This is a genomic window from Serratia sp. H402Y (assembly GCF_051172415.1).
Lineage (GTDB): Bacteria > Pseudomonadota > Gammaproteobacteria > Enterobacterales > Enterobacteriaceae > Serratia > Serratia ureilytica.
The window spans coordinates 220,912-238,506 of record NZ_JBPIYZ010000005.1 but is presented as its reverse complement, the minus strand read 5'-3'; the positions used below and the strand labels follow the sequence as shown (position 1 = coordinate 238,506).

Here is a 17,595-nt window from a genome sequence, read left to right as displayed (position 1 = left end):
TATTAATCCTCTCGGGCAAAAAGTGCCTCAATAAAATCGTCAGCCTTAAACGGCCGCAAATCTTCGATGCCTTCCCCGACGCCGATATAGCGGATCGGGATACCGAACTGATCGGCGATGGCGAAGATCACCCCGCCCTTGGCGGTACCGTCCAGTTTAGTCAGCGTGATGCCGGTTAAGCCCACGGCCTCATTAAATAATTTCGCCTGACTGACCGCATTCTGGCCGGTGCTGGCATCGAGCGTCAGCATAACCTCATGGGGGGCCTGGTCGTCCAGTTTTTTCATGACGCGGACGATCTTCTTCAGCTCTTCCATCAGGTGCGATTTGTTCTGCAGACGGCCGGCGGTATCGGCGATCAACACATCAATGCCGCGCGCCTTGGCGGCCTGCACTGCATCGAAGATCACCGAAGCGGAATCCGCGCCGGTATGCTGCGCCACCACCGGAATGCGGTTGCGTTCACCCCACACCTGCAGCTGCTCCACCGCGGCGGCGCGGAAGGTATCCCCCGCCGCCAGCATCACCGACTTGCCTTCCGCCTGGAATTGACGCGCCAGCTTGCCGATGGTGGTGGTTTTACCCACGCCGTTCACGCCGACCATCAAGATGACATACGGGGTTTTCCCGCTGACATCCAGCGGCTGATCGACCTTGGCCAGAATTTCGGACATTTCCTCCTTCAGCTTGCCGTACAGCGCTTCGGCATCTTTCAGCTGCTTGCGGCTGGCGTGCTGGGTCAGGGAGGTGATGATTTTGCGCGTGGTATCCACGCCGACGTCAGCGATCAGCAGCTGTTCTTCCAGCTCGTCGAACAGATCGTCGTCGATCTTTTTACCGCGGAACAGCCCCATAAAGCCGGAGCCGAGGTTTTGTTTGGTCTTCAGCAGGCTGCGTTTCAGGCGGGCGAAGAAGCCTTCTTTGGTCGGCCTTTCCTGTTCTTGCGCCGCGGCCGGCACCACCGGCTCAAGCGGTTCTTCTTCCACTTCCGGCACGGATTCAGGTTCAACGACCGGCTCAGGCTCGACGACCAGCTCAGGTTCAACGACCGGCTCAGGCTCAACAACCGGCTCAGGCTCGACGACCGGCTCGGGTTCAACCACCGGCTCGGGTTCAACCACCGGCTCAGGCTCAACGACCGGCTCAGGCTCGACGACCGGCTCGGGTTCAACCACCGGCTCGGGTTCAACCACCGGCTCAGGCTCAACGACCGGCTCAGGCTCGACGACCGGCTCAGGTTCAACGACCGGCTCAGGCTCAACGACCGGCTCAGGCTCAACGACCGGTTGCTGTTGCACCGCCACCTGTTCGGTGACGCTGACGATCTCTTCGGCCAGCGCTTGCGCCGCCGGCTGTTCAGCCGCCGCCGGCAGGTTTTCCGCGATTTGCTCGCCGGCCTGACCGTTATCCCACTCTCCCGGGGTGTCGACGGAGGCGGCAGGTTCAGATTCCTGGGCGGGGAGCTTGTCGTCCAGCTTGGCGGCGGCCGGTGCAGCCGGCGTCTCCGCGGCCTGAGCTTCCGCCTGCTCTACCGGCTGCTCAGGTTGCTGTTGCTCTTCTTCCTTTTCCTTCTGGCCAAAGCCCAGCCAGGAGAAAAACCCACGTTTCTTATCTTTTGCCATGTTATGACTCTACTCCGTACCGAAGGCTCGCTTACCCTACATACCTGAAGGATATATGCTGACAATAATCCGCCGAGTCTATCACTTTCCCTCGCGCAGCAACACGCATCCGGCATGCTTTCCGGTGTGAAAGCAGACAACAAAGTTTTACCGTTCCCCCCGACGCCCGTCACCGGTAGAATAGGGACAACTTTTCGTTAACCTCTGCGGCCCCGCGCCGCAAAAGAAATCAAACAACGCTTATGACAAGACTCTCGCCACGGGCGGCGGCCAAAAAACCGCCCCAGGCCGCAGCCGGACAGATCCGCATCATCGGCGGCCAATGGCGCGGCCGTAAGCTCCCGGTGCCGAACAGCCCGGGGCTGCGCCCCACGACCGATCGGGTACGCGAAACCCTGTTCAACTGGCTGGCGCCGGTGATTCAGGGCGCGCGCTGCCTGGACTGCTTCGCCGGCAGCGGCGCATTAGGGCTGGAAGCGCTGTCGCGCTATGCCGGCAGCGCCACGCTGTTGGAATTCGAGCGGCCGGTGGCGCAGCAGCTGGAAAAAAATCTGGCGCTGCTGCAGGGCAAAGGGGTGGTTATCAACACCAACGCGCTGAGCTGGCTGGCGGGCGACGGTCAACCGTTCGACGTGGTGTTCCTCGATCCGCCGTTTCGCAAAGGCCTGCTGGCGGAGACCGTCTTGTTGCTGGAGCAGCGGGGCTGGCTGGCCGACGAGGCCTGGATCTATGTAGAAGCCGAGGCGGAAAGCGCCGCGGCAGACGTGCCTGCCAGCTGGCAGTTGCACCGGGAGAAGGTCGCCGGCCAGGTGGCTTATCGCCTTTATCTTCGTTCGCAAGAGAAAACCGATCATGCTGATTAATCTGGGCCGCCTGCTGATGCTGTGCGTATGGGGCTTCCTGCTCTCTAACCTGTTCCATCCGTTTCCCAAGCCGCTGAAGTATTTCATCGACGTGGCGCTGTTCTTTATGGTGGTGATGCACGGCCTGCAGCTGGTGCTGTTGAAATCCACCCAGCCGAAGGATCAGCCGATCAGCTACTGGCAAGAGGCCAAGATCTTTATCTTTGGCGTGTTCGAGCTGCTGGCCTGGCAAAAGAAACAGCCGCCCATCAAGAAAAAGTGACCGCTACGGCTGAACGGTGAACGAGACGAAGCGCGTGCCCTGCATGTTTAACGTGCCCTGCGCGCCTTTTTCTATCGGGTTGTACTGCCATTGCTTCAGCCGCAGCGTAATGTTTTCACCGCCCTGGTTAGGGCTGAACACCACCTCGTAATACATCGGCTCGTTGACCAACGGCTCGCGCTGCGGCGCACGGGTCTTGGCGACCGGGAAGCTCCGCTTGTCACTCACCGTCACCTGCAGACTGCGCATCGGCGCGCGATCGTTTTCCGCCTCCTGCTGGCGCTGTTTGAAGTAACGTTGCGTGGCCAGCACGGCGATCAACGCAATGACGGCGACAAAAAATAACGGTGGCTTACTCATCGGTTTCCCATTTCCTTCACGGTCAAATCGGCGTAAACATAGCATTCTCAAGAAAGCATTGTCGATCGTCGGCAGGCTACCTACACTGAAATGAAGAAGTGACATGGGTGACAGTTTGGAGCCGGTGGTTGCGGCTCCCTCCTACATAAGGAAGACATAAATGAGTTGGCCGTTCCTTGCCGTATTCTTTTCCGGTTGGCTGTTCGTCGACGCCTCTTACCGTGGGCCGCGCTGGCAGCGTTGGGTGTTCAAACCCGTCACGCTGCTGCTGCTGTTGCTGTTGGCCTGGCAGGCGCCGGTGCTCAGCGCCGCGGGCTATCTGATCGTACTCGGCCTGCTGGCGACACTGATCGGCGATGCGCTGCTTCTGTTGCCGCGCGAGCGGGTGCTGTACGCCATCGGCGCCTTTTTCCTGTCCCACTTGCTGTACACCCTGAGTTTCGCCAGCCAGATGACGTTCAGTCTGTTCTGGCCGCTGCCGCTGGCGCTGCTGGCGATCGGCGCATTGCTGCTGGCCGCCCTTTGGACCCGGTTGGAAGAGATGCGTTGGCCGATCGTCACCTATGTGGCGATGACGCTGCTGATGGTCTGGCTGGCGGGCGAGCAATATTTCCTGCGCAGCACCGATTTCGGCTTCTCGCTGCTGACCGGCACCTCGCTGCTGCTGCTGGCCAACGTGGTTTGGCTGCTCAACCGCTACCGCTTCACCTTCCGCGCGGCGGACGCCATCGTGGCTTTCTGTTACTTCTCCGGCCACTTCCTGATCGTGCGTTCGCTCTACCTGTAGAGACCTGCCGCGGGTTCGGCGCGCCGAACCCGTTTCTTCATCAAGCCAGCGCTTTCAACGTCAGGGCATCACCCGCACCCAGCTGATTGCGGTACAGATCGCCGTCGCGCGAGAAGAACGCCAGCGTGCTGCCATCCGCCTGCAGCAGGGCGATGCCGTCCGGCGCCGGGCGCCAGCCCACCACCTCGGCCGCAAATACGCTTTGCAGACAACGCTGCCGATCCACCAGCTGGTAGCCGTTGGTCTCGCTTTGCTCATTGGCCAGAAACTCGATTTGGCATTGCCGTTCGCTGTCGGCTACCTGCCATTGCCCCGCCAGCGACTGCGCGGTCGGCAGCGCCAGACTGCCGGCCATCACCGCACTCGTCACCATCATGCCTCCCGCCGCCAGGGCGGCGCGCGTTAAAGTACCTTTCATACCGGCTCCCACATCACGCCCGGCCGAGACTGCGCCGGGCGCTCCGTTGCTGCGTTACACGATAAAGTCAGTGGCGACGTCTACCTGACCGACGATTTTCACCAGGAAGTCCGGCGCCTGATGACCCCCGATGTTCACCGACAAATCGGTCACGTTGTTGGACGCGTTGTAGCTCAGCAGCGCTTCACCCGCCGCGCCGCTGAAGTGATCGACGAAGTGAATGAAATCGCTGCTCTGCGCCTCTTTGTTGAAGAACGACAGATCAATCTTGTCGATCCCTTTCTGGAAGTCGCGGATCCAGTCTGAAGCGCCCGGCGCGGAATCGCTGGCGGCAGAGAACACGAAGATGTCTTTACCGGCACCGCCCCACAGCTCATCCGCCCCGCCGCCGCCGAACAGCACGTCGTTACCCGCGCCGCCTTTCAGCACGTTATTGGCCGCGTTGCCGACGATCACGTCGTTGCCGGAACCGCCAATGGCGTTCTCGATGGTCACACCGGCGGCGATCGAGACGTTGCCTTTCAGGCCGCCCACGTCGGAGAACGACTTCTCGTTCAGGTTGATGCGCTGGTTAGCGGTATAACCGGAGAAGTCGAAGGTATCGTTGCCGCCCGCATCCCACACCGCAAAGATCAGTTTTTGCGCGTTGCTGGTGGTGCTGAGGAAGTCACGACCGGTGTTGGAGTTAAAACCGTACACGGTGTCGCCGGTGCGGGTCGACAGGTTGGCGCCATACAGATGTTGAATGGCGGCAATGTCATCCAGCAGCGGAGCGGCGGCGTAATGACCGCCGTTATCGCCACCGGTGTTGGTTTCGCTCCAGTAGCTCATCAGGCTGAACTGGCGGGTGTCTTCCGCATAAGTGACGTCGCGATAGGTCGGGTTGCCTTCACCGGCGTTGTAATCGCCCGGGTGGCTCAGACCCAGCGCATGGCCAATCTCATGGGTGAACGTCTGGCGGCCGTAGTCTTCGGTCGCCGGATGCTTCACGTTGGACTGGTTGACGTTGTACCAGGTCTGGCCTCCCAGATCCTGCCCCTGCCAAATGGTGTTCGGCAGGAAGGCGTAGGCCTGGGTGCCGTAATCATAGTGGCCGGGACGATCCTGGCTGTAGTTACCGAAGGTGATGTTGGCCTTTTGTCCGGCCGCCACTTCGGTAAAGGTGATATTGGCGACGTCGGCCCAGGACTGCAGCGACAGCTTAGCCTGCTGCTGCTGTTCCGCGCTGAACTTGCTCAGCCCGGTGTCGCCGGCGACGTTGGTGGAAGAGAACTTATAGTCCGGGAAGGAGAAGGTTAATTTGACCGGCTGGCCAAATACCTTGTAACCGTTCCAGGTTTGGTTCTCACGGGTAATAAACAGCCCAGCTTGCTCGTTAGAAAATGAATCCTTGCCATTAATCTGAATCCCGTTGCCCCGCTCATGATAATGCAACAGGTCGTCTACAGCATCGTAGCCGGTTGTGGCGGCCGCGAAGTTGGATTCAGTAATTTCAATTGCCTTTTTAGTAGATTGCATTGGTTCGATTCCACTCATTACCTGATTGATATCAATCAGACAGATAGACATAACCTCCCCGTAAGCCACGGTTAATGAACCTTAAGCTTGCTGGAAGGGGCTTATGCGCCGTTGCCGGCAGTGTGTTTGGTAGAATTAATGCATATATATCAGCAAATAAGATCACCATTAAAAATGGTAATCGATTCCAATTATAGGCAGGACCGCAAAACTGCACATAAAATAATCAACCATTTATTATCGCAACGAAAGTTTGTTATGCTACTTTTTGCGCTTATTTACAAAACAAATGAAACTTAGAGAGGAGAAGTTGGCACCAAACTTCAATAGCAATGCGGCTTGCAGACACAAGCGAATCATGCTGGCTAATTAGGCGCCAAAAGATAAATTTTGCTAACGCGTCATAGATAAATAACTCTTTATTATTAGACCGGGCGACTTTTTAGTTTCTATAGGAATATTATTTTCTTATTTAAACTAACGGCGGCGAGACTTTTTCTCGAAATAGGTAATAAGAAAAAGCAATAGATTAAAATTCGCATTATTCATTATTGAATGAATCCCCCCATAACGCCTGAACGCCGTTAGCAATAATTCTCATCCGGCGCTTGACTCTGGAGTGGACTCCAGGGTGTAGAGTCAGCTGAGCAAACCCGGTTAACTGCCCGAAGGGGGACGTTATGCACAATCAGCAAAATCATAATCATCAGGAACATCACCACGCCGAAGGCGGATGCGGCTGCAACCACAGCCACAGCAAAACCCAGCATGGCTGCAGCAGCGAGCCGAAAAACGCCGCTGCGCAGACCGAACACGCCCATCACCATCACGATCATGGCGAGAGCGGCTGCTGCGCCGCCGCCCACGACGATCCGGACGAGGAAAGCGACAGGCTGGCCGCCGCTCCCCCTTCCGGCAGCCAACGTTTCAGCTGGAAAGTCACCGGTATGGACTGCCCCAGCTGCGCCAAGAAAATCGAAAATGCCGTCACCGCGCTCCCCGGCGTTGACAGCGCACGCGTATTGTTCGCCACCGAAAAACTGGTGGTCGACGCACAGTCCGATATCAGCCTGCGGATCCAGGACGCGGTCGCCCAGGCCGGTTTTACCCTGCTCGGCGCTCAGACAGCCAAAGATGCCGCGCCAAAAGCCTCGCGCTTCGGCGAATTTGCGCCGCTGCTGTTGTTAACCACCCTGATGGTGGTCAGCTGGGTGCTGGATCGGATTAACCCGGAGCTGGGTCGCATCGCCTTTATCGCCACCACACTGGTCGGGTTGGCGCCGGTCGCCGCCAAGGCGCTGCGTCTGATTCGCTCCGGCACGCCGTTCGCCATCGAAACGCTGATGAGCGTGGCGGCCATCGGCGCGCTGTTCATTGGCGCCACCGCCGAGGCGGCGATGGTGCTGCTGCTGTTTATGGTTGGCGAGCTGCTGGAATCCTACGCCGCCAACCGTGCGCGGCGCGGGGTGAAGGCGCTGATGGAGCTGGTGCCGGAAGATGCGCTGCTGCTGCAAGGCACGGAACGCAAACGCGTGCCGGTCGCCAGCCTGCGCCCCGGCGACGTGATTGAAATCGCGCCCGGCGGGCGTCTGCCGGCCGACGCCGAGCTGCTCAATCCGTTCGCCAGCTTCGACGAAAGCGCCCTGACCGGCGAATCGGTGCCGGTCGAGCGTCAACGGGGGGAAAAAGTGGCCGCCGGCAGCCTGTCCGTCGATCAGGCGGCACAGATGAAGGTGATCTCAGAGCCCGGCAAAAACGCCATCGACCGCATTCTGCAATTGATTGAAGAGGCCGAAGAGCGCCGCGCGCCGATCGAACGCTTCCTCGATCGCTTCAGCCGCTACTACACCCCGGCCATCATGCTGCTGGCCGTCGCGGTGATCCTGGTGCCGCCGCTGCTGTTCTCGCAGCCGTGGGAGACCTGGATCTATCGCGGCCTGACGCTGCTGCTGATCGGCTGTCCATGCGCGCTGGTGATCTCGACGCCGGCGGCCATCACATCTGGGCTGGCCGCCGCCACGCGGCGCGGCGCGCTGATTAAAGGCGGTGCGGCGCTGGAGCAACTGGGCCAGATTCAAACCATCGCCTTCGATAAAACCGGCACCCTGACCGAAGGCAAGCCGACGGTCACCGACGTGCTGCCCATCGGCGCGCTGACCGAACAACGGCTGTTGCAGCTTGCCGCCGCGGTAGAGGCCGGTTCGCATCACCCGCTGGCGCAAGCGATCATTAACCGCGCCGCCGCCAGCGGGGCCGAGCTGCCGCTGGCGCAGGCGCGCCGCGCGCTGGCCGGCGTCGGTGTGGAAGGGATCGTGGACGGCAAGACCGTGCTGATCAGCGCGCCGGGCAAGCTGGCGCCGGGCCTGCTCGCCACCCAATGGCAGAGCCAGGTAGACAAGCTGGAAAACGCCGGTAAAACGGCGGTGGTGGTGCTGGAAGACGGCGCGCCCATCGGCTTGCTGGCGCTGCGTGATACGCTACGCAGCGACGCCAAACAGGCGATAGCCGAACTGAACGCGCTGGGTATTCGCGGCGTGATGCTGACCGGGGACAACCCGCGCGCCGCCGCGGCGATCGCCGGCGAGCTGGGCCTCGACTATCGCGCCGGTCTGTTGCCGGAAGATAAGGTCGCCGCGGTTACCGAGCTGAACGAACTGCGCCCGACGGCGATGATCGGCGACGGCATCAACGACGCCCCGGCGATGAAAGCCTCCAACATCGGCATCGCCATGGGCAGCGGCACCGATGTGGCGCTGGAGACCGCCGACGCCGCCCTGACCCACAACCGGCTGGTGGGCGTCGCGGAAATGATCCGCATCTCGCGCGCCACCCACGCCAATATCCGGCAAAACATCACCATCGCGCTGGGATTGAAAGGGGTCTTTCTGATCACCAGCCTGCTGGGGTTAACCGGGCTGTGGCTGGCAGTGCTGGCGGACTCCGGCGCCACCGCGCTGGTCACCGCCAACGCGCTGCGGCTGTTGAGAAAGCGCCAATAACGTGACGCCAGGCCGGGTTCCTCAATGGGAACCCGCCATTATCGATTGCAGCGAAGATACTAAGGATATTGTCGGCGCGTATGTAATACCCGCAACACCCGGATGTGAGTTTCCAGCACCTGGTAAATCAGGAGATAATGGGGATGCAAGGGGATTTCATGCGTGCCGTCCACTCTGCCACGCCGGAAAATTCGAGGATGCCTGGCGGCGGGAGTGACGGCCTCCATGATGAGAACCTTCATTTTTCTGGCCGCCAGAGGGTTATCGTTGGCGATGAATCCCACAATCTCCGCCAGATCCTGACGTGCGGCTCGAGTCCATTCGATGTTGAGCATTATGCCTGCTTCGCGTTGATCCTGGCTTCTGCAGCAGCGATAACAGCATCCATTTCAGCCATCACGTCATCATGAGGAATACCGGGCCACGGCTCATCCATGGCTTCCTGAACTCTTTCAAGAAACCAGCGCTCATAGCCCTGTGTGTGTTCCTCATTTTCCATCTTGGCAACCGTAGGTAGTAGTAAAATACTCATCATCGTTTGTCCCTTTCGAACGCTCCCCAATCGCAGGGAGCTTATCTTACGAGACGATTAAAAACTATACACCTTTACGTAACAGATAACGGTATGGCGCCTGCTCGGTCTCCTGCGCCACCAGCGTGTGCTCCATAAAGCGGCAGAACCCCGGGATATCGCGGGTAGTGGCCGGATCGTCGGCGATAATCAGCAGCGTTTCGCCGTTGTCCATATGGCGCACGGTTTTGCGCACCATCATCACCGGTTCCGGGCAACGCAGCCCCAGCGCGTCGAGCGTCTGGTCTGCCTGGGCAAATAAGTCAGTCATGCAATTTTTCTCGTTCAAAAACGATCGGCGAACGCTCGCCGCATCTCATTAGCGCCTAGTTTACGCCGGTAGTTTTTCTGCGCAAGATGCGTTAACGTTTGCGTTAAATTTAACCATTGCATTGGTTGCGCAAACGCGTATCATGCCGCCGCGCAGCGTTTTTTGCTGTTTTGACAAGACACACTGGGTTCCCTCACCCCACTGCTAAAAAGGCTACAAGTATGTATTCGTTTACCGCACAGCAGCGCTTCACGGCGTTGGTCTGGCTTTCGCTGTTTCATATCGCCATCATTACCTCCAGCAACTACCTGGTGCAGCTGCCGATCAGCGTTTTCGGCTTCCATACCACCTGGGGCGCCTTTACCTTCCCGTTTATCTTCCTGGCGACCGATCTGACCGTGCGCATCTTCGGCGCGCCGCTGGCGCGGCGCATCATCCTGGCGGTGATGGTGCCGGCGCTGTTCATCTCCTACGTGATCTCCACCGTCACCTATCAGGGAGAATGGCAGGGCTTCGCCGCGCTGAGCAGTTTTAACCTGTTCGTGGCGCGCATCGCGGTGGCCAGCTTTATGGCCTATGTGCTCGGCCAGATCCTCGACGTACACGTCTTCAACCGCCTGCGTCAACGCAGCGCCTGGTGGGTGGCGCCGGCGGCGGCGATGTTCCTCGGCAACATCAGCGATACGCTGGCGTTCTTCTTCATCGCCTTCTATAAGAGCAGCGATCCCTTCATGGCCAACAACTGGGTGGAGATCGCGCTGGTGGATTACAGCTTCAAGGTGATGATCTGCCTGCTGTTCTTCCTGCCGATGTACGGCGTGTTGCTGAACATGCTGCTCAAACGCATCGCGGCGCGCAGCGGCAGCCTGCAGCCGGGCTGAGTCGTGTTATTCTGGGCGGCCCTATCCTTTGGAGGCCGCTCATGACCCCAATCGTCCGCACCGCCACGCTCGAAGAAATCCACCGCCTTTACCAACGCATCCCCGAATTCGGCGGCCTGCACAGCCTGGCCGATCTGCAGCAACGTATCGGCGCCGCCCCCGCCAGCCTGTTGATCGCCGAGATAGGCGGGCAGCCGGCCGGTTTCAAACTCGGTTATCAACGGCAGGAAACGGTGTTTTACAGCTGGCTGGGCGGCGTGCTGCCGGCATTCCGTCGCCACGGCGTGGCGCAGGCCTTGTTGGCCGAACAAGAGCGCTGGGCGCGGGCGCAGGGCTATCGCCAACTGACGGTCAAAACCCGTAACCGGTTCCGCGCCATGCTGACGATGCTGCTCGCCCATCACTATCAGATTGTTCATCTGGAAAAGAAAGGCGAAGTGGCTGATTATCGGCTATTACTGGAAAAAAACTTGTGACAACATCTGCCTTGCATTTCAACCTGGAATAGGTTGCGATACGACAGTGAATCCCTACCGGAAAGGAAGAAGGAAGCCCGATGCGTAAAGTAGCGAAATTGATGGGTATCAGCCTGCTGGCGCTTGGCCTCGCGGCCTGCGACGGCAACACCAAAGACACCAAGGCAGCGCCAGATGGCGCGGCGGCCAGCGCGCCGGCCGGGCAGCAAGTCAGCCTGCTGGACGGTAAACTGGCGTTCACCCTGCCGGTCGGCATGGCGGATCAGACCAGCAAGTTGGAAAAACCGGCCAACAACATGCACGCATATGCTGACAGCACCAGCCAGCGCCTAGTGGTTGTGATCCTCGGCGACAAGACCGCCGACAGTCTGGAAACCCTGGCCCAACGGTTGGAAAACAACCAACGCGCGAACGACGCCAATCTGCAGCTGATTACCAACAAGGCTATCGAAGTAGACGGCGTGCCGCTGCGTCAGCTGGACAGCATCGTCACCAACAGTGGCAAGAAAGCTTACTCTTCCATTCTGGTTGGCGCACTGAACAACAACTTGCTGACCATCCAGATCTCGCTACCGGCGGACAATCAGCAGCAGGCGCAGACCGAAGCCGAAGGCATCATCTCCACCCTGAAACTGAAGCAGTAATCCCGCAGGGGCCGGTTCGCCGGCCCCTGAGTCTTTATGCCAACGCCTGCGCCAGCAGGGTGATCGGGTGTTCGCAGCGTTTGCTGGTGGACATTTCGATCTGCCACTTGCAGGTCTCGCAGTCGGTCACCACCAGATCCACTCCGCTCTCTTCTATCTGCCGGAACAGCGGCGCGCCAATGCCTTGCGACGTGGCGTAGTTCTCCGATTTGAACCCGTAAGTGCCGGCGATGCCGCAGCACTGCGAATCCAGCACCACCAGCTCCAGCCCCGGTATCTGCCGCAGCAGCTCCAGGGTATAGGCGGTCCAGCCCATCTTCTCCATATGGCAAGGCGTGTGATAAGCCACCCGCAGCGGCGTGCGCTTGAGCGGCAGGCTGCGCCCCTGATTGATCAGGCGATAGAGATAGCGCGTCGCCAGCTCCACCCGATCGCGCACCGCAGTGGTGTCTACGTCCAGCAGATGAGGGTATTCGTCACGCAGGGTGAAGGTGCAGCTCGATGAGGTCGCCACCACCGGAATGCCGCGCTCCAGCACCGTTTCATGCAGCGATTCGGCATTGACCCTGGCCTGCTTTTTAGCCTGCTCGATAAATCCGTTGGCGATCAGCGGCACGCCGCAGCATTTCTCGCGTTTCAGCAGTTGCACGCCGATATCCAGCGCGTTGAACACCCGGACCAAATCCTTGCCCAGCTGCGGGTGGTTATAGTTGACGAAGCAACCGTGGAAAAATGCCACCTGCTCGGCGTAACGCTGCTGAGCCTGCGCCTGTTGCCGGTACCAGCGGCGGAAGGTGCCGAAGGAATATTTCGGCAGTTCGCGCCGGTGGTCGATCTTCAGCGCCTTGTCCAGCAGCTTGCGCACCGGTTTCAACCCGGTGGCGGCGTTGACGATCGGCGCAAACGGCGTCGACAGCGATCCCATGATATCGGTATGGCTGAGGATGGCATCGCGCAGCGTCGGCTTGCTCTGGGCGAAGTCGGCGCGGGCGCGCTGAATGATGTCGCCGATTTTGACGTCGGACGGGCAGGCCACTTCACAACGCTTGCAGTTGGTGCAGTATTTCAGCGCTTCGTCGTACAGCGCCGGGTCTTTCAGCCGCAGCCGCTCACCGTCCGGCCCCGCCTGTTTCGGTCCCGGGTAAAGCGGGTTCACTTTGGCGACCGGGCAGTAAGTGGTGCAGACGGTGCATTTGATGCAGCTTTCAAAGCTGTGGTCCCGATGCAGGCTCATACGTTCTCCTCCGCGGCGATCTGCTGCGCGACGTGCAGCGCGCCGATCAATGACACGCCGGCGCCGCAGCCCTGCTGCAGCGGGTCGTAGCCGCCGGCGACCGCGCCGATGGCGTACAGGTTGTCGAACGGCACTCCCTGCTTCATCGCCCGCAACCTGCCGTCGGTACGCACGCCGAACTGCAGGTAAGGCTGCGGCGCGAACAGCTCGCGTCGGCTCCAGTCGGCGCGATCCGCCCGACTGTGTACGTCCAGCCCGAAGATCGGTTCGCGCACCCCGTCGAAATCGGCCACCAGTCCATTGCTGAAGAAGCTGCCGCTGGCCAGCACCACCTGCTGCGCCCGCAGCGGAATATCGCCGTGGTTGCGGGTGTACAAACCGGTGACGCGGCCGGCCTCGCTCTCGGCGCGCAGCACGCTGTCGCCCGGCATGAAAACGCCGCCCAACTGCTGGAAACGCCGCCGCAGCGCCTGATGCAAGCGCATGCCGGGCACCGAAGGCGGCAACGTCGGCAGCAGTCGGATCGGCTTGCCGACCGCATCCTGCAGCACCGCCAGCGACGCGTCGTCCTCCAGACCCAGACAGGCCGGCAGGAAGAGCGCCTCGGCCTCGCCCGCCAGCCGCCGCAGCTCTTCGGCCATCGGCGGCAGGCTTTCCATCAAATCCAGTACCCGGGCGATGTTCACCGCGCGGAACTCGCTGGGATTATTGCGCAATCTGTCCAGCGCCGGCATGTGCAGATAGGCCACGTCCGTCTGCACGCCGAGCTCGCGGCTCAGGGCGTCGGCGGCCATCTGCGGTTGGAAGTCGAGGAACCCTTCGATGCCGATCACCGCAATACGCCGCCACGGCAGTTGGCCGGTCAGCGGCAGCGTCGGGATCGCCTGCGGGCTGAGCCAGGTGGCGCGGCGCGTGCCGAGCGGCGTGATGCGCAGATGGTTGTTCACCCCCTCGCCCTGCAGATTCAACCCGCAGCGTTCCAGCAGCCGCTGCGCGGCGGCGGACAGCGCCGCCACCCGGCCGGGCCCGATCAGGGCGTACGGATGCTGCGGCGCCTGTTGCGCCAGCTGCGGCAACGCCGCCAGCGGCATCTCGACCGGCGTGCCGTCCGGCAATCTCGCCAGCAGATCGAGCGAGCCGGAGGAGAAGTAGAGCGCGCTCTGGCCAGAACTAACCACCGCGCAGCGCTTGCCCTGTTCGGCCACGGCAATGGCGCAGCTCAGGCCCGCCAGACCACCGCCAATCACCACAACGTCAAATCGCATCATCCGCCTCCTGCTCCTGGTCGGCCTGGGCTTCAAGCCCGCATAATCCCTGGTAAACCCAACTGGTGAATTCGCTCTCGCGCAGCGCATCGCCCCAGGCGATCGGCCGTACGCCTTTCCAGCGTTCGTTGAGGAACTGCGACAGCTGCGCGATGGATTGCTGCGGCGTGCTGACGTTAAAGCGCGTCAACAGCCCGGCGGCGCGGCAGGCGCAGAGTTCGCCCTGGCAGGTGCCCATGCCGACACGGGTGCGGCGGCGCAGATCCACCAGGTTATTGACGGTCAGCGAGTTGACCGCATAGCGCACTTCCCCGGCGGTCACCGCCTCGCATTCGCACACCAGGCTGGTGTCGAGCCGATCGGCCGCCGGCACCTGGCTGGCGCGATCGCCGTGCCGATAGATCGCCGAGCCGCGAATGCTGGCGGGCAGAGAAACCACGCTGCGCACCGTTTCCTCCGCCGACTGACGGGATCCGGGCAGCGCGTCCTGCGCGGTGGTGCACGGACTATTTACGCCGAGCTTTTCGCATACCTTGTCGGTGGCCCACTCCGCCATCAGGCGGTAGGTCATCAGCTTGCCGCCGGTAATGGTGATAAACCCTTCCAGCCCGTCGCGGGCGGCGTGATCGAGCAGCACGATGCCGCGGCTGACGTTGCGCCCGCTGGGATCGTCGTCGCTGGCCACCAGCGGCCGCACCCCGGCATAGGCGCGCAAAATGCGGGTCTGCGCCAGGGTGGGCGCCAACAGCGCCCCTTCGCGGATCAGAATGTCCACCTCCTGCGGGGTCACCAGCATGTTGTCAATTTGGTCGTAGTCGATATGGGTCGAGGTCGTGCCGATCAGCGAGATGGTGTCGCCTGGCACCAGGATGTCGGCGTCCGCCGGTTTGCGGCAGCGGTTGATCACCATGTTGTTGATGCGATGGCCGAGGATCAGCAGCGCTCCCTTGGCCGGGAACATACGGATGCGCAAATCGGCGTATTCGGCGATCTGCTGGCCCCAGATACCGGCGGCGTTGACCACCACCGGCGCGTGCAGCTCATAGCGCCGCTGATTCTGATGGTCGTAAACGCGCACGCCCGTCACCCGATCGCCGCTGCGCAGCAACCCCACCACCTGATGGTAGGTCAGGATCTGCGCGCCGTGCTCGCGCGCGTCCAGCATATTGGCGGCGGTCAGCCGGAAGGGATCGACGGTGCCGTCCGGCACCCGCACCGCGCCGATCAGCGCCGGGTTAGCCGCCGGCTCCAGCCGCAGCGCCAGCTGCGGGTCTATCGCTTCGGCGTCGATGTCGGCCTGGCGACAGGCGGCGATAAACTGCTGCTGATAGTCCAGCGAGTCTTGCGGCAAGGTGATGAACAGCCCGTCGGTGCGCTCGATACAGTGATGCGCGATGCGTTTCAGGATGCGGTTCTCTTCTATGCATTCGCGCGCCGACTCGCCGTCGGTCACCGCATAGCGCGCGCCGCTGTGCAGCAAACCGTGGTTGCGGCCGGTGGCGCCGGTGGCGATGTCGTGGCGCTCCAGCAAAATGCATCGCAAGCCGCGCCGCGCACAGTCGCGGGCAATGCCTGCGCCGGTGGCGCCGCCGCCGATGATGATCACATCCGTTTCGCCGCCGTCAAAATAGCTGCTCATGTCGCTCCCTCAGGATCGGTAGTTATGAGCCTATTGAGCCACGGTTATTGGGGTCTTTGTTTGATAAGGAACAATAACGAACATGAAACGAAATAAAAATGTCCACAAAAAACCATCAATGTGATCATAATCACGATTTTTGGACGTTTTTCTATTTCATAACGTTAACGAATCGCTCAAAATCCGCCGTGGTTTCATGAAAGTGTAACAATTGCGCCATTCGTCACAGCGACACCAGGCGTATTTGATGACAATGGCGCTCGTTATGGAACACAAAAACACCACATTCGATATCCGCTCAATCATCAAATGAACGTAAAAGGTCATATTGATGTGATAACAGATAAAGCCATCGGAGGCGCTCATGTTGAGTATTTTTAAGCCGGCCGCACACATCGCCCGTGTGCCGAGCGATAAGGTAGACCCGCTCTACCGTAAGCTGCGCTGGCAAATTTTCCTGGGGATCTTCTTCGGTTACGCCGCCTACTATCTGGTGCGTAAGAACTTCACCCTGGCCATGCCTTACCTGATCGAACAAGGCTTCAGCCGCGGTGACCTCGGCTTCGCGCTGTCGGGCATCTCCATCGCCTACGGCTTCTCCAAATTCATCATGGGTTCGGTCTCCGACCGTTCCAACCCGCGAGTGTTCCTGCCTGCCGGCCTGATCCTGGCGGCGGCGGTGATGTTGTTCATGGGCTTCGTGCCGTGGGCAACCTCCAGCATCGCCATCATGTTCGTCCTGCTGTTCCTGTGCGGCTGGTTCCAGGGCATGGGCTGGCCGCCGTGCGGCCGCACCATGGTGCACTGGTGGTCGCAGAAAGAACGCGGCGGCATCGTCTCCATCTGGAACTGCGCCCACAACGTGGGCGGCGGCCTGCCGCCGCTGCTGTTCCTGCTGGGCATGGCCTGGTTCAACGACTGGCACGCGGCGCTGTACATGCCGGCCTTCGGCGCCATCCTGGTAGCCCTGATCGCCTTCGGCCTGATGCGCGACACCCCGCAATCCTGCGGCCTGCCGCCGATTGAAGAGTACAAAAACGACTACCCGGACGACTACAGCGAAAAAGACGAAGAAGAGCTGACCGCCAAGCAGATCTTCATGCAGTACATCCTGCCGAACAAGCTGCTGTGGTACATCGCGGTCGCCAACGTGTTCGTCTACCTGCTGCGTTACGGCATTCTGGACTGGTCGCCGACCTACCTGAAAGAAGTGAAGCACTTCGCGCTGGACAAGTCTTCCTGGGCCTACTTCCTGTATGAATACGCCGGTATCCCGGGCACCCTGCTGTGCGGCTGGATGTCGGACAAAGTGTTCAAAGGCAACCGCGGCGCCACCGGCGTGTTCTTCATGACGCTGGTGACCATCGCCACCGTGGTGTTCTGGATGAACCCGGCCGGTAACCCGACCGTGGACATGATCTGTATGCTGGTCATCGGCTTCCTGATCTACGGTCCGGTGATGCTGATCGGCCTGCACGCGCTGGAGCTGGCGCCGAAGAAAGCCGCCGGCACCGCCGCGGGCTTCACCGGCCTGTTCGGCTACCTGGGCGGCTCGGTTGCGGCCAGCGCCATCGTCGGTTACACCGTAGACTTCTTCGGTTGGGACGGCGGCTTCATGGTGATGATCGGCGGCGGCGTGCTGGCGGTTATCCTGCTGCTGCTGACCATGCTGAACGAGAAGAAACACCACGCGGAAATCGCTGCCGGCAAGCGCAGCTAACCGTCACACGACTTTTGCATGATTTAAAGGCCGCCCTGCGGCCTTTTTACTACCCTGCCCCCAAC

Annotated in this window: 18 protein-coding genes; 8 read left to right on the top strand and 10 right to left on the bottom strand. The window is 60.7% G+C overall.

Annotation, left to right across the window (positions count from 1 at the left end):
• Positions 1-2: 2 nt before the first annotated feature.
• Positions 3-1,622: a signal recognition particle-docking protein FtsY gene (ftsY, locus tag ACSBQS_RS21190; protein WP_197750138.1), complete on the bottom strand. Its 1,620-nt coding sequence runs from the start codon at positions 1,620-1,622 to the stop codon at positions 3-5.
• Positions 1,623-1,864: 242 nt separating this feature from the next.
• On the opposite strand from ftsY, the gene rsmD reads away from it, so the two are divergent.
• Positions 1,865-2,485 carry a 16S rRNA (guanine(966)-N(2))-methyltransferase gene (rsmD, locus tag ACSBQS_RS21185; RefSeq protein ID WP_042783457.1) on the top strand — a complete coding sequence of 207 codons (621 nt, stop codon included), beginning with the start codon at positions 1,865-1,867 and terminating at the stop codon, positions 2,483-2,485.
• The gene (locus ACSBQS_RS21180; protein WP_004934327.1) at positions 2,475-2,747 is read left to right on the top strand and encodes a DUF1145 family protein; all 273 of its coding nucleotides are present in this window, start codon (positions 2,475-2,477) and stop codon (positions 2,745-2,747) included. The genes rsmD and ACSBQS_RS21180 overlap by 11 nt, the downstream gene beginning before the upstream one ends.
• Positions 2,748-2,750: 3 nt before the next feature.
• Here ACSBQS_RS21180 and ACSBQS_RS21175 read toward each other — a convergent pair whose 3' ends face one another.
• Positions 2,751-3,107 carry a DUF2500 domain-containing protein gene (locus tag ACSBQS_RS21175; RefSeq protein ID WP_033644996.1) on the bottom strand — a complete coding sequence of 119 codons (357 nt, stop codon included), beginning with the start codon at positions 3,105-3,107 and terminating at the stop codon, positions 2,751-2,753.
• A 160-nt stretch (positions 3,108-3,267) separates the two neighbouring features.
• Here ACSBQS_RS21175 and ACSBQS_RS21170 point away from each other — a divergent pair, with 160 nt between their 5' ends.
• Positions 3,268-3,894, top strand: coding sequence for a lysoplasmalogenase (locus ACSBQS_RS21170; RefSeq protein WP_033644998.1), 627 nt, complete (start codon positions 3,268-3,270; stop codon positions 3,892-3,894).
• Positions 3,895-3,934: 40 nt separating this feature from the next.
• On the opposite strand, the gene ACSBQS_RS21165 is transcribed toward ACSBQS_RS21170, so the two are convergent.
• Positions 3,935-4,312, bottom strand: coding sequence for an AprI/Inh family metalloprotease inhibitor (locus ACSBQS_RS21165; protein ID WP_025304893.1), 378 nt, complete (start codon positions 4,310-4,312; stop codon positions 3,935-3,937).
• A gap of 54 nt (positions 4,313-4,366) precedes the next feature.
• The gene (locus ACSBQS_RS21160) at positions 4,367-5,830 is read right to left on the bottom strand and encodes a serralysin family metalloprotease (protein ID WP_033652421.1); all 1,464 of its coding nucleotides are present in this window, start codon (positions 5,828-5,830) and stop codon (positions 4,367-4,369) included.
• A 680-nt stretch (positions 5,831-6,510) separates the two neighbouring features.
• Here ACSBQS_RS21160 and ACSBQS_RS21155 point away from each other — a divergent pair.
• A complete protein-coding gene (locus ACSBQS_RS21155) occupies positions 6,511-8,829 on the top strand; it encodes a zinc/cadmium/mercury/lead-transporting ATPase (protein ID WP_172755802.1) in 2,319 nt (772 codons plus the stop codon).
• Between the two features lie 59 nt (positions 8,830-8,888).
• On the opposite strand, the gene ACSBQS_RS21150 is transcribed toward ACSBQS_RS21155, so the two are convergent.
• The 3 genes from ACSBQS_RS21150 to tusA form a co-directional block, all read right to left on the bottom strand.
• Positions 8,889-9,164: a type II toxin-antitoxin system RelE/ParE family toxin gene (locus ACSBQS_RS21150; RefSeq protein WP_033645001.1), complete on the bottom strand. Its 276-nt coding sequence runs from the start codon at positions 9,162-9,164 to the stop codon at positions 8,889-8,891.
• A complete protein-coding gene (gene relB, locus ACSBQS_RS21145; protein WP_223524348.1) occupies positions 9,164-9,364 on the bottom strand; it encodes a type II toxin-antitoxin system RelB family antitoxin in 201 nt (66 codons plus the stop codon). The genes ACSBQS_RS21150 and relB overlap by 1 nt, the downstream gene beginning before the upstream one ends.
• Before the next feature lie 61 nt (positions 9,365-9,425).
• Positions 9,426-9,671 carry a sulfurtransferase TusA gene (gene tusA, locus ACSBQS_RS21140; protein ID WP_025304890.1) on the bottom strand — a complete coding sequence of 82 codons (246 nt, stop codon included), beginning with the start codon at positions 9,669-9,671 and terminating at the stop codon, positions 9,426-9,428.
• A gap of 221 nt (positions 9,672-9,892) precedes the next feature.
• Here tusA and ACSBQS_RS21135 point away from each other — a divergent pair, with 221 nt between their 5' ends.
• The 3 genes from ACSBQS_RS21135 to ACSBQS_RS21125 all read left to right on the top strand — a co-directional run bounded on the left by ACSBQS_RS21135 (position 9,893) and on the right by ACSBQS_RS21125 (position 11,672).
• Positions 9,893-10,552 (top strand): 7-cyano-7-deazaguanine/7-aminomethyl-7-deazaguanine transporter, encoded by a 660-nt coding sequence (locus tag ACSBQS_RS21135; RefSeq protein WP_033652423.1) that lies wholly within the window; start codon positions 9,893-9,895, stop codon positions 10,550-10,552.
• Positions 10,553-10,593: 41 nt separating this feature from the next.
• Positions 10,594-11,028 (top strand): GNAT family N-acetyltransferase, encoded by a 435-nt coding sequence (locus ACSBQS_RS21130; protein ID WP_033652424.1) that lies wholly within the window; start codon positions 10,594-10,596, stop codon positions 11,026-11,028.
• Positions 11,029-11,108: 80 nt separating this feature from the next.
• Positions 11,109-11,672: a DcrB family lipoprotein gene (locus tag ACSBQS_RS21125; protein ID WP_129993498.1), complete on the top strand. Its 564-nt coding sequence runs from the start codon at positions 11,109-11,111 to the stop codon at positions 11,670-11,672.
• A 34-nt stretch (positions 11,673-11,706) separates the two neighbouring features.
• Here ACSBQS_RS21125 and glpC read toward each other — a convergent pair whose 3' ends face one another.
• From glpC to glpA, 3 genes are read right to left on the bottom strand one after another with little or no spacing between them, the layout of a single operon-like run.
• Positions 11,707-12,906, bottom strand: coding sequence for an anaerobic glycerol-3-phosphate dehydrogenase subunit GlpC (gene glpC, locus ACSBQS_RS21120; protein WP_122016886.1), 1,200 nt, complete (start codon positions 12,904-12,906; stop codon positions 11,707-11,709).
• Entirely contained in the window at positions 12,903-14,171 is a 1,269-nt protein-coding gene (gene glpB / locus ACSBQS_RS21115; RefSeq protein ID WP_038874127.1) for a glycerol-3-phosphate dehydrogenase subunit GlpB, read from the bottom strand. Before glpB ends, glpC begins: the two co-directional genes overlap by 4 nt.
• Positions 14,161-15,810: an anaerobic glycerol-3-phosphate dehydrogenase subunit A gene (gene glpA, locus ACSBQS_RS21110; protein WP_033645008.1), complete on the bottom strand. Its 1,650-nt coding sequence runs from the start codon at positions 15,808-15,810 to the stop codon at positions 14,161-14,163. The genes glpB and glpA overlap by 11 nt, the downstream gene beginning before the upstream one ends.
• A 364-nt stretch (positions 15,811-16,174) precedes the next feature.
• Here glpA and glpT point away from each other — a divergent pair, with 364 nt between their 5' ends.
• Entirely contained in the window at positions 16,175-17,530 is a 1,356-nt protein-coding gene (gene glpT / locus ACSBQS_RS21105) for a glycerol-3-phosphate transporter (protein ID WP_197666745.1), read from the top strand.
• Positions 17,531-17,595: the final 65 nt, after the last annotated feature.

Bases quoted from the DNA above. Each gene is read 5' to 3' on its own strand.
- ftsY (WP_197750138.1), bottom strand. From the start codon at position 1,622: ATGGCAAAAGATAAGAAACGTGGGTTTTTCTCCTGGCTGGGCTTTGGC.
- rsmD (WP_042783457.1), top strand. From the start codon at position 1,865: ATGACAAGACTCTCGCCACGGGCGGCGGCCAAAAAACCGCCCCAGGCC.
- ACSBQS_RS21180 (WP_004934327.1), top strand. From the start codon at position 2,475: ATGCTGATTAATCTGGGCCGCCTGCTGATGCTGTGCGTATGGGGCTTC.
- ACSBQS_RS21175 (WP_033644996.1), bottom strand. From the start codon at position 3,107: ATGAGTAAGCCACCGTTATTTTTTGTCGCCGTCATTGCGTTGATCGCC.
- ACSBQS_RS21170 (WP_033644998.1), top strand. From the start codon at position 3,268: ATGAGTTGGCCGTTCCTTGCCGTATTCTTTTCCGGTTGGCTGTTCGTC.
- ACSBQS_RS21165 (WP_025304893.1), bottom strand. From the start codon at position 4,312: ATGAAAGGTACTTTAACGCGCGCCGCCCTGGCGGCGGGAGGCATGATG.
- ACSBQS_RS21160 (WP_033652421.1), bottom strand. From the start codon at position 5,830: ATGCAATCTACTAAAAAGGCAATTGAAATTACTGAATCCAACTTCGCG.
- ACSBQS_RS21155 (WP_172755802.1), top strand. From the start codon at position 6,511: ATGCACAATCAGCAAAATCATAATCATCAGGAACATCACCACGCCGAA.
- ACSBQS_RS21150 (WP_033645001.1), bottom strand. From the start codon at position 9,164: ATGCTCAACATCGAATGGACTCGAGCCGCACGTCAGGATCTGGCGGAG.
- relB (WP_223524348.1), bottom strand. From the start codon at position 9,364: ATGATGAGTATTTTACTACTACCTACGGTTGCCAAGATGGAAAATGAG.
- tusA (WP_025304890.1), bottom strand. From the start codon at position 9,671: ATGACTGACTTATTTGCCCAGGCAGACCAGACGCTCGACGCGCTGGGG.
- ACSBQS_RS21135 (WP_033652423.1), top strand. From the start codon at position 9,893: ATGTATTCGTTTACCGCACAGCAGCGCTTCACGGCGTTGGTCTGGCTT.
- ACSBQS_RS21130 (WP_033652424.1), top strand. From the start codon at position 10,594: ATGACCCCAATCGTCCGCACCGCCACGCTCGAAGAAATCCACCGCCTT.
- ACSBQS_RS21125 (WP_129993498.1), top strand. From the start codon at position 11,109: ATGCGTAAAGTAGCGAAATTGATGGGTATCAGCCTGCTGGCGCTTGGC.
- glpC (WP_122016886.1), bottom strand. From the start codon at position 12,906: ATGAGCCTGCATCGGGACCACAGCTTTGAAAGCTGCATCAAATGCACC.
- glpB (WP_038874127.1), bottom strand. From the start codon at position 14,171: ATGCGATTTGACGTTGTGGTGATTGGCGGTGGTCTGGCGGGCCTGAGC.
- glpA (WP_033645008.1), bottom strand. From the start codon at position 15,810: ATGAGCAGCTATTTTGACGGCGGCGAAACGGATGTGATCATCATCGGC.
- glpT (WP_197666745.1), top strand. From the start codon at position 16,175: ATGTTGAGTATTTTTAAGCCGGCCGCACACATCGCCCGTGTGCCGAGC.